We start from the raw sequence: 8,241 nt of genomic DNA, 5'->3' as shown, positions 1-8,241 counted from the left end.
CTGCTGCTGCGGGTCGCCTGGCCCGGCCGGACCAGGCGCTGGCCATGGGAGTTGCCGACCTGCACCTTGCCCTGCAGGACCTCGGTGGCACCGACGTGCCCGTCATCCCCGGCGCTGACCCGGAACACCGTGCCGCGCACGCTGCTGGTCGCGGTGGGCGCATCGATGATGTAACGCGAGGCGGGGCCGCGCGCCGGCGTCACCCGGTTGCTGGCTCGCCCCTGCTGCAGGCGCAGTCGGGTGTCGACCATGCCGGTGTGGCCGTAACGGCTCAGCTGGTCCAGGCGCAGGCGCGAGTACTCGCGCAGCTGCAGGCGCGAGGCATCGGCGAATTCCAGGGTGATGCTGGAATCGCCTTCGGTCTCCACGGTGTCACCGATATGCAGCTGTTCGCCGGCCTGGAGCGCGCGGGTCGCCGTGCCATCGGCGCCTGCCAGCGCGACCTTGCCGCGCACGGACAGCACCCGGGCCGGCGCCGGTTCGGTGCGCAGCCAGCTGATCGGGAAGCGCAGCAGCTGGCCCGGCGGCAACTGGTAGGGGTTGTCGATGCGGTTGTGCTGCTGCAGCTGCTGCCAGCGTACCGAGGGCTTCAGGTAGAGCCCGCCCAGGTCCCACAGGGTATCGCCGGGCCGGACCCGGTAGTTCCAGTCCTGGGCGCCGGCAATGGCGGGCATCAGGAAGAGGGCGCAGAGCAGAGCGCCCGTTAAATGCATGGCGAACGACAGAGAGCGGACGACGGTCACAGTTTGCAATCCCGGCAATGCGGGGGTGCAGCTGCAAGACCCCATGGCCCCGACCTCATCCCCCCGAACGGATCGTGGCGACCGCGTGGCCACCAGCGCGGGCATTATTGCCCGCGTTCAGTGCAGGGATTCTGAACGGAGCGGGTTCCCGTTCAGAACAGCAGCGACGCCATCCTGCGGCGGTACTGGCCGACCAGATCCTCGTCGGAGATCACATTGAAGGCGTCGATCAGCGCCTTGCGCGGCAGGCCTTCCTCGAATCCGCGGTCGATCCGCAGCATTTCCAGGAACTGGGCCAGCGCGGCCTCGTCATGACCGCCGAGCAGCAGTTGCACGCCGCGCAGGTGGCGGGCCTTGAGGTCCTTGCCGTCAGCGGCGATGCGTGCGTCCAGTACCTCGGCGGCCGGTGCATCCTTCAGCGCGGCGGCGAAGGCCAGGCGGGCGCGGGCACGCACGGCGCGGTCGTCGGTGGCCAGGTTGGCAGGCAGGCCGTCGATCAGGGTGCCTGCCTCGTCCACGCCACCGATCTGCAGCAGGGCCAGGGCCAGGTCGAGCTTCAGTTCATCCTTGTCCGGCTCGGCGGCGATCTGCGCACGCAGCACATCGACCTGCGCCTGCGGATCCAGCGGGGTGTCATCTTCGGGGACAGCATCGCCCACATCGGCCGGTACGATGCCGTGCTGGGCCAGGAACTCACGCAGCTGGCCTTCCGGAATGGCGCCCGGGAAACCGTCCACCAGCTGGCCGCCCTTGACCAGGAACACGGTCGGCACCGAGCGGATCTGGAAGGCCGCAGCGATCTGCTGTTCCTTGTCGACATCGACCTTGGCCAGCTCGAACGCACCGTTGTACTCGGCAGCCAGCTTTTCCAGCATCGGGCCGAGGGTCTTGCACGGCCCGCACCAGGTGGCCCAGAAGTCGACCAGCACCGGCGTCTGCAGCGACTTCTGCAGGACTTCGGCCTCGAAGGTCGCAGTGGTGGCGTCGAATACGTAGGTCGTCTCGGTCATGGGGAAAGCATCGCTTGGCATCTGGAGACCGATTCTATGGTGACGATCGATGTCCGTCTCAACCCTGCCATCACATCGCGCGCGACGGCCTCGGGGGCGTGGCACGCAGTACAGCTCGTGGATCACCCGCTTTCCGGAGCTGACCGGCGTAGTGGTCGCGGTGCGCCGGAAGCACCCGGCCTCGGTCGCGCGCTTGGCGCACCGCGTCGCTGCCGCGACAATGCGCTGATCCATTCTTTTCCGGGTGACTGCGCGCAATGTCCATGGTCCGGCTTGATCGTTGGTTGGGACTGCTTGCTGCAGTCGTGTTCGTCCTGGCTGTGTCTGGCTTCGGTGCCGGCCTGGAGGGTTATGCACAGGCGCGCCACCCGGTGGCGCTGCTGGGTGCGCGGGGTGTACCGCATGCGCTGGCCTTCAATCTGCTTGGATTTGTGCTGCCCGGCGTGCTCGCCGCGGTGGTGGCTGAGCGCCTGCGCCGCAGCCTGCCCGCCACTGCCGGCTGGGCATCGAGGGTCGGCAGCCAGATGCTGCTGCTGGCTGGCCTGGGCTTTGCCGCGATGGGCTTGCTGCCGCTGGACGTGGACGATCTGCATGGGCCGGCCAGCCAGCTGCATGCCAGTGCCTGGATGATCTGGGTGCTGGGCTTCGTCGCCGGAACCCTGTTGCTGGGCACGACACAGCTGCGTCAGGCGCATGGCCGCGCCCTGGGCGCCTTGGCCCTGGGCTGCGGCATGCTGGCTGCGGTGGCCGCGTTTGCCCTGCAGGGCGTCCTGCCGGCGCCGCTGGCACAACGGCTGGCGTTCGCCTGCTGGGTGGCCTGGCTGGCCACCGCACTGCCGCTGTCGCGCCAACGCTGAGACGGCTCCCGGGGCATCGCGGCGCCCACCCCCAGCAGGCAGGATTGGAGACGTTTGCCGCACTGCGGTACGCTGTACCGCTTTGCCGCCGCATCCGCGTGTTCCATGACCAGCGCTGAAACCAACGCCTACGACCCGCAGCAGGTTGAATCCGCCGCCCAGCAGTACTGGGACGCCACCCGTGCCTTCGAGGTCGACGAGACCTCGGACAAGCCGAAGTACTACTGCCTGTCGATGCTTCCGTACCCGTCCGGTGCGCTGCACATGGGCCACGTGCGCAATTACACGATTGGCGACGTGATCAGCCGCTACAAGCGCATGACCGGCCACAACGTGCTGCAGCCGATGGGCTGGGACGCGTTCGGCCTGCCGGCGGAAAACGCCGCGATCAAGAACAAGACCGCGCCGGCGGCGTGGACCTACAAGAACATCGACCACATGCGCAGCCAGCTGAAATCGCTGGGCTATGCCATCGACTGGTCGCGCGAGTTCGCCACCTGCCGTCCGGACTATTACGTCCACGAGCAGCGCATGTTCACCCGCCTGATGCGCAAGGGCCTGGCCTATCGCCGCAACGCGGTGGTGAACTGGGACCCGGTCGACCAGACCGTGCTGGCCAACGAGCAGGTCATCGACGGCCGCGGCTGGCGCTCCGGTGCGCTGGTGGAGAAGCGTGAGATCCCGCAGTGGTTCCTGCGCATCACCGACTACGCCCAGGAACTGCTGGATGGCCTGGACGAGCTGGACGGCTGGCCGGAATCGGTCAAGACCATGCAACGCAACTGGATCGGCCGCTCGGAGGGCCTGGAAATCCAGTTCGACGTGCGCGACGTCGATGGTGGCGTGCTGGATCCGCTGCGCGTGTTCACCACCCGCCCGGACACGGTGATGGGCGTGACCTTCGTGTCGATCGCCGCCGAACACCCACTGGCGCTGCACGCAGCGAAGAACAACCCGGAACTGGCCGCGATGCTGGCCGACCTGAAGCAGGGCGGTGTGTCCGAGGCCGAGCTGGAGACCCAGGAAAAGCGCGGCATGGACACCGGCCTGCGCGCGCTGCACCCGGTCACCGGCGAGCCGGTCCCGGTGTGGGTCGCCAATTTCGTGCTGATGGGCTACGGCACCGGTGCGGTGATGGCGGTGCCGGGCCATGACCAGCGCGACAATGAAGTGGCCAACAAGTACGGCCTGCCGATCAAGCAGGTCATCGCGCTGAAGGACCCGCGTACTGAAGAAGAACGCAACTGGGACGGTAGCCGCTGGCAGGACTGGTACAGCGACAAGAGCCGTGCGTTCGAGCTGGTGAACTCGGCCGAGTTCGACGGTCTGGATTTCCAGGGGGCCTTCGAAGCCCTGGCCGAACGTTTCGAGCGCAAGGCCCAGGGCCAGCGCCGCGTCAACTACCGCCTGCGCGACTGGGGCGTGAGCCGCCAGCGCTACTGGGGCTGCCCGATTCCGGTGATCTACTGCGACAAGTGCGGTGCGGTGCCGGTGCCGGAGGAGCAGCTGCCGGTGGTACTGCCGGAGGACGTGGCGTTCTCCGGGACCGGTTCGCCGATCAAGACCGACCCGGAATGGCGCAAGACCACCTGCCCGGAATGCGGTGGCGCCGCCGAGCGCGAGACCGACACCTTCGACACCTTCATGGAGTCGAGCTGGTACTACGCCCGCTACACCTCGCCCGGTGCCCGTGACGCTGTCGACAAGCGCGGCAACTACTGGCTGCCGGTCGATCAGTACATCGGTGGCATCGAGCACGCGATCCTGCACCTGATGTATTTCCGCTTCTACCACAAGCTGCTGCGCGACGCGCGGATGGTGGACAGCAACGAGCCGGCGCGCAACCTGCTGTGCCAGGGCATGGTGATCGCCGAGACCTACTACCGCCCGAATCCGGACGGTTCGAAGGACTGGATCAACCCGGCCGATGTGGAAGTGCAGCGTGACGAGCGCGGCCGCATCACCGGCGCCACCCTGATTGCCGACGGCCAGCCGGTGGTGGTCGGTGGCACCGAGAAGATGTCCAAGTCGAAGAACAACGGCGTGGACCCGCAGGCGATGGTCGGCAAGTACGGCGCCGACACCGTGCGCCTGTTCTCGATGTTCGCCGCGCCGCCGGAGCAGTCGCTGGAGTGGAACGAGGCCGGCGTGGACGGCATGGCGCGCTTCCTGCGCCGGCTGTGGGCCCAGGTGCAGAAGCATGCTGCCGACGGTGCCGCCCCGGCGCTGGACGTTGCAGCACTGGATGCCAACCAGAAGGCGCTGCGCCGCAAGACCCATGAAACCATCGGCAAGGTCGGTGACGACTACGGTCGCCGCCACAGCTTCAATACCGCCATCGCAGCGGTGATGGAGCTGATGAACGCGCTGGCCAGGTTCGAGGACGACAGCGAGCAGGGCCGCGCGGTGCGCCAGGAAGCGCTGCAGGCCGTCGTGCTGCTGCTGAACCCGATCACGCCGCATGCCAGCCACGCCCTCTGGCAGGTGCTGGGCCATGGCGAGACGCTGCTGGAAGACCAGCCGTTCCCGCAGGCCGACAGCAGTGCGCTGGTACGCGATGCCCTGACCCTGGCGGTGCAGGTCAACGGCAAGCTGCGCGGCACCATCGAGGTGGCGGCCGATGCCGCGCGCGAGCAGGTCGAGGCGCTGGCGCTGGCCGAGCCCAACGCGGCCAGGTTCATGGAAGGCCTGACGGTGCGCAAGATCATCATCGTCCCGGGCAAGATCGTGAACATCGTCGCCGCCTGATGTACCTCGCACCGGCCACCCGCGCGGTGGCCGATGCCTTTCCAGAAGCAGGGCCGGGTGCTTGATGGCCCTGCATTCACGCGGCTTCGGGCACGCTGTGTGTTGCCGTGATCGCCCGGCTCCGCCAGACTGTCTCCATGACCCGAATCCTGCTTGCCCTCGTTCTTGTCCTCGGCCTCGCCGGCTGCGGCTTCCATCTGCGCAACAAGCTGATGCTGCCGACCGACACCGCCCCGGTGAAGGTGGTATCCACCGCCCCGTACAGTGAACTGGTCAAGCTGCTCAATCGCAGCCTGCTGGCCTCTGGTGCCAGGCTGGCCGATGAGGACAGCAAGGAACCCAGTACCCAGCTGCAGGTGTTGTCCGAGCGCTGGGGTGACCTCCCGATCGCCATCGACTCGCAGGGTCGTGCGCAGGAGTACAGCCTGCGCTATGCGGTGATCTTCATCTTCCGCCGCGAGGATGGCAGCGAACTGGTGCCGCAGCAGGTGATCGAACTGTCGCGCGACTACGTGTCGCCGCCGACCGACGCCACCGGTACCACCACCGAACGCGAAATCCTGGCCACGGAGCTGCGCCGGGAAATGTCCGCCTCGATCATCCGCCGTATCGACAGCGTGGTCCGCGCCGAGATCGAGAAGGGGGGCAGCCTGTCCGCGCCGAAGGCCAAGCCGATCGAGGGCGCGGTGCCGGCAGAGCCTGCCGCCGCCGTCAAGCACTGAGCGGCAGCGACGATGGAACTGCGTCCGGAGCAGCTGGCCAGCCAGGGCGCTGACACCGCGTTGGCGCCGGTGTACCTGATCGCAGGCCCGGAAACACTGCGCGTACTGGAGGCCGCAGATGCCATCCGCGCGCGTGCGCGCGCCTCGGGCATCGGCGAACGCGAAGTGTTCGATGCCGACGGGCGTGATTTCGACTGGAACCAGCTTGACGCCAGCTTCAATGCGCCAAGCCTGTTCAGCGCCCGCCGCCTGGTCGAGGTGCGCCTGCCCAGCGGCAAGCCGGGCAAGGAGGGCGCCGAGGTGATCAGCCAGTTCTGCGCCAACCCGGCACCGGACGTGGTGTTGATGATCACCGCCAATGAATGGAGCAAGGCCCACCAGGGCAAGTGGGCCGAGGCGGTCAGCCGCATCGGCGTGCTGTCGGTGGCATGGGCGATCAAGCCGCACGAACTGCCGGACTGGATCGAGCGCCGCCTGCGCGGCAAGGGCCTGCGTGCCGACCCGGCCGCCGTGCAGCGCCTGGCCGAGCGGGTGGAGGGCAACCTGCTGGCCGCCGCCCAGGAAATCGACAAGCTGGCGCTGTTGGCCGACGGCCAGCCGTTGGATGTGGAACGGATGGAGTCGCTGGTGGCTGACGCTGCCCGCTACGACGTGTTCCGCTTGGTGGAGGCGACGTTCTCCGGCCAGCCGCCGGCGGTGCTGCGCATGCTGGCCGGCCTGCGCGGTGAAGGGGAGGCGGTGGCCGCATTGATGCCGATCGTGATCCGCGAACTGCTGGCGGGCGCAGGCCTGGCCCGCGTGCAGGCGCGTGGTGGCAACCTGGCCGCTGAAATGAAATCGCGCGGCATCTGGGAATCGCGGCAGGCGCCTTACAAGCGCGCGCTGCAGCGGCACCCGGAAGGCAAGCGCTGGGAGCGCTTCGTGGCCGAGGCGGGGCTGGTCGACCGCATTGCCAAGGGGCGCGCTGACGGCGACGCCTGGCTGGCGCTGGAACGCCTGCTGGTGGCCGTGGCCGAGCCGCGTGCCGTGCGCCTGCTGGTGCGGGCCTGAGTGATGAGCCTGCGGATCTACTACGGGGGCACCTTCGATCCGGTGCACCTCGGGCACCTGGCGATCGCGCGTGCGGCCCGTGATGAACTGCAGGTCGCCGTGCGCATGCTGCCGGCCGCCGATCCGCCGCACCGCGCGGTGCCCGGTGCCACTGCTGAGCAGCGCTGCACGATGTTGTCGCTGGCCATCGGCGACGAGCCGGGGCTGCTGCTGGACCGTCGCGAACTGGATCGTGCCACCCGCTGCCCCGGTCGCCCGTCGTACACCGTCGACACGCTGCGCGAGCTGCGTGGCGAGCTGGGCCCGAGCCGGCCGCTGGCCTGGCTGGTGGGCGCCGACAGCCTGCTGGGGCTGTCCGGCTGGCATGAATGGGAGGCCCTGTTCGGTCTGGCCCACTTCGTGGTGGCCGAACGGCCGGGCAGTCCGTTGCAGGCGTCGATCGATGGCGAGCTGGGGCGCGCCCTGCAAGGGCGCTGGGCCGACAATGAGCAGGCCCTGTTCGCCAGCCCGGCCGGGCGCATCCTGCGCCTGCACCACCCACTGCGCGAGGAATCGGCCAGCGCCGTGCGCTCGCAGATTGCCGCTGGCGGTCCCTGGCGCGCACTGCTGCCACCGGCCGTGGCCGACTATGTCGCTGCACACGGGCTGTACCGCCCGGCCACGGCGTGAATGGCGCGGCCGCGCCATCCCCGTATAATCGCCCCCACGTTTATCGAGTCGATCCATTTTGAGCAACCAGACCCAGCCCCAGACCATCAAGGTCGATCTGCCCAGCCCGCCGCCGTCCGTGCCGGAACTGCTGGCCAGCGTCCGCCAAGCCACCGAAGACCTGAAGGCCAAGGACCTGGTCGAGATCGACGTGCGCGGCCGGTCCAGCGTTGCCGACTACATGATCGTCGTTTCGGGCACTTCGACCCGCCACGTCAAGTCGATTGCCGATGAAGTCGTGCGCTTCGCCAAGAACATCGACGTGATGCCGCTGGGTGTTGAAGGCGAGCGCGAAGCGGAGTGGGTGCTGGTCGATCTGGGCGACGTGATCGTCCACGTGATGCTGCCGCGCGTGCGTGAGTTCTACGCGCTCGAGCGCCTGTGGACCGTCGGCGACCAGCCG

At 68.3% G+C, this 8,241-nt stretch carries 8 protein-coding genes and 1 pseudogene; 7 read left to right on the top strand and 2 right to left on the bottom strand.

Annotation, left to right across the window (positions count from 1 at the left end):
- Positions 1–788, bottom strand: a 788-nt coding sequence (locus N5E02_RS19160) for a FecR domain-containing protein (RefSeq protein ID WP_345782206.1), incomplete at its 3' end; no start/stop codon positions are given.
- 107 nt (positions 789–895) lie between these two features.
- Positions 896–1,753 (bottom strand): thioredoxin, encoded by an 858-nt coding sequence (trxA, locus tag N5E02_RS19155; protein WP_069139614.1) that lies wholly within the window; start codon positions 1,751–1,753, stop codon positions 896–898.
- Between the two features lie 49 nt (positions 1,754–1,802).
- On the opposite strand from trxA, the gene N5E02_RS19150 reads away from it, so the two are divergent.
- From N5E02_RS19150 to rsfS, 7 genes and pseudogenes are all read left to right on the top strand, one after another.
- Positions 1,803–1,982, top strand: a complete 180-nt coding sequence (locus tag N5E02_RS19150) for a hypothetical protein (protein ID WP_141653594.1) — start codon at positions 1,803–1,805, stop codon at positions 1,980–1,982.
- A gap of 28 nt (positions 1,983–2,010) precedes the next feature.
- The gene (locus N5E02_RS19145) at positions 2,011–2,610 is read left to right on the top strand and encodes a DUF998 domain-containing protein (RefSeq protein ID WP_072168536.1); all 600 of its coding nucleotides are present in this window, start codon (positions 2,011–2,013) and stop codon (positions 2,608–2,610) included.
- Positions 2,611–2,715: 105 nt separating this feature from the next.
- The gene (gene leuS / locus N5E02_RS19140; protein WP_139727456.1) at positions 2,716–5,358 is read left to right on the top strand and encodes a leucine--tRNA ligase; all 2,643 of its coding nucleotides are present in this window, start codon (positions 2,716–2,718) and stop codon (positions 5,356–5,358) included.
- A gap of 137 nt (positions 5,359–5,495) precedes the next feature.
- Positions 5,496–6,002: pseudogene (gene lptE, locus N5E02_RS19135) on the top strand (LPS assembly lipoprotein LptE); the annotation flags it as partial.
- Between the two features lie 90 nt (positions 6,003–6,092).
- Positions 6,093–7,130 (top strand): DNA polymerase III subunit delta, encoded by a 1,038-nt coding sequence (holA, locus tag N5E02_RS19130; protein WP_235646268.1) that lies wholly within the window; start codon positions 6,093–6,095, stop codon positions 7,128–7,130.
- A gap of 3 nt (positions 7,131–7,133) precedes the next feature.
- Positions 7,134–7,799 carry a nicotinate-nucleotide adenylyltransferase gene (gene nadD, locus N5E02_RS19125; protein WP_072168534.1) on the top strand — a complete coding sequence of 222 codons (666 nt, stop codon included), beginning with the start codon at positions 7,134–7,136 and terminating at the stop codon, positions 7,797–7,799.
- 58 nt (positions 7,800–7,857) lie between these two features.
- Positions 7,858–8,241 (top strand): ribosome silencing factor (rsfS, locus tag N5E02_RS19120; protein ID WP_279946615.1); only part of this gene is annotated, 384 nt, incomplete at its 3' end.

This window comes from Stenotrophomonas sp. GD03777 (genome assembly GCF_029842485.1).
Lineage (GTDB): Bacteria > Pseudomonadota > Gammaproteobacteria > Xanthomonadales > Xanthomonadaceae > Stenotrophomonas > Stenotrophomonas sepilia.
This window is presented reverse-complemented; position numbering and strand designations above follow the sequence as displayed.

Bases quoted from the DNA above. Each gene is read 5' to 3' on its own strand.
- trxA (WP_069139614.1), bottom strand. From the start codon at position 1,753: ATGACCGAGACGACCTACGTATTCGACGCCACCACTGCGACCTTCGAG.
- N5E02_RS19150 (WP_141653594.1), top strand. From the start codon at position 1,803: ATGTCCGTCTCAACCCTGCCATCACATCGCGCGCGACGGCCTCGGGGG.
- N5E02_RS19145 (WP_072168536.1), top strand. From the start codon at position 2,011: ATGTCCATGGTCCGGCTTGATCGTTGGTTGGGACTGCTTGCTGCAGTC.
- leuS (WP_139727456.1), top strand. From the start codon at position 2,716: ATGACCAGCGCTGAAACCAACGCCTACGACCCGCAGCAGGTTGAATCC.
- holA (WP_235646268.1), top strand. From the start codon at position 6,093: ATGGAACTGCGTCCGGAGCAGCTGGCCAGCCAGGGCGCTGACACCGCG.
- nadD (WP_072168534.1), top strand. From the start codon at position 7,134: ATGAGCCTGCGGATCTACTACGGGGGCACCTTCGATCCGGTGCACCTC.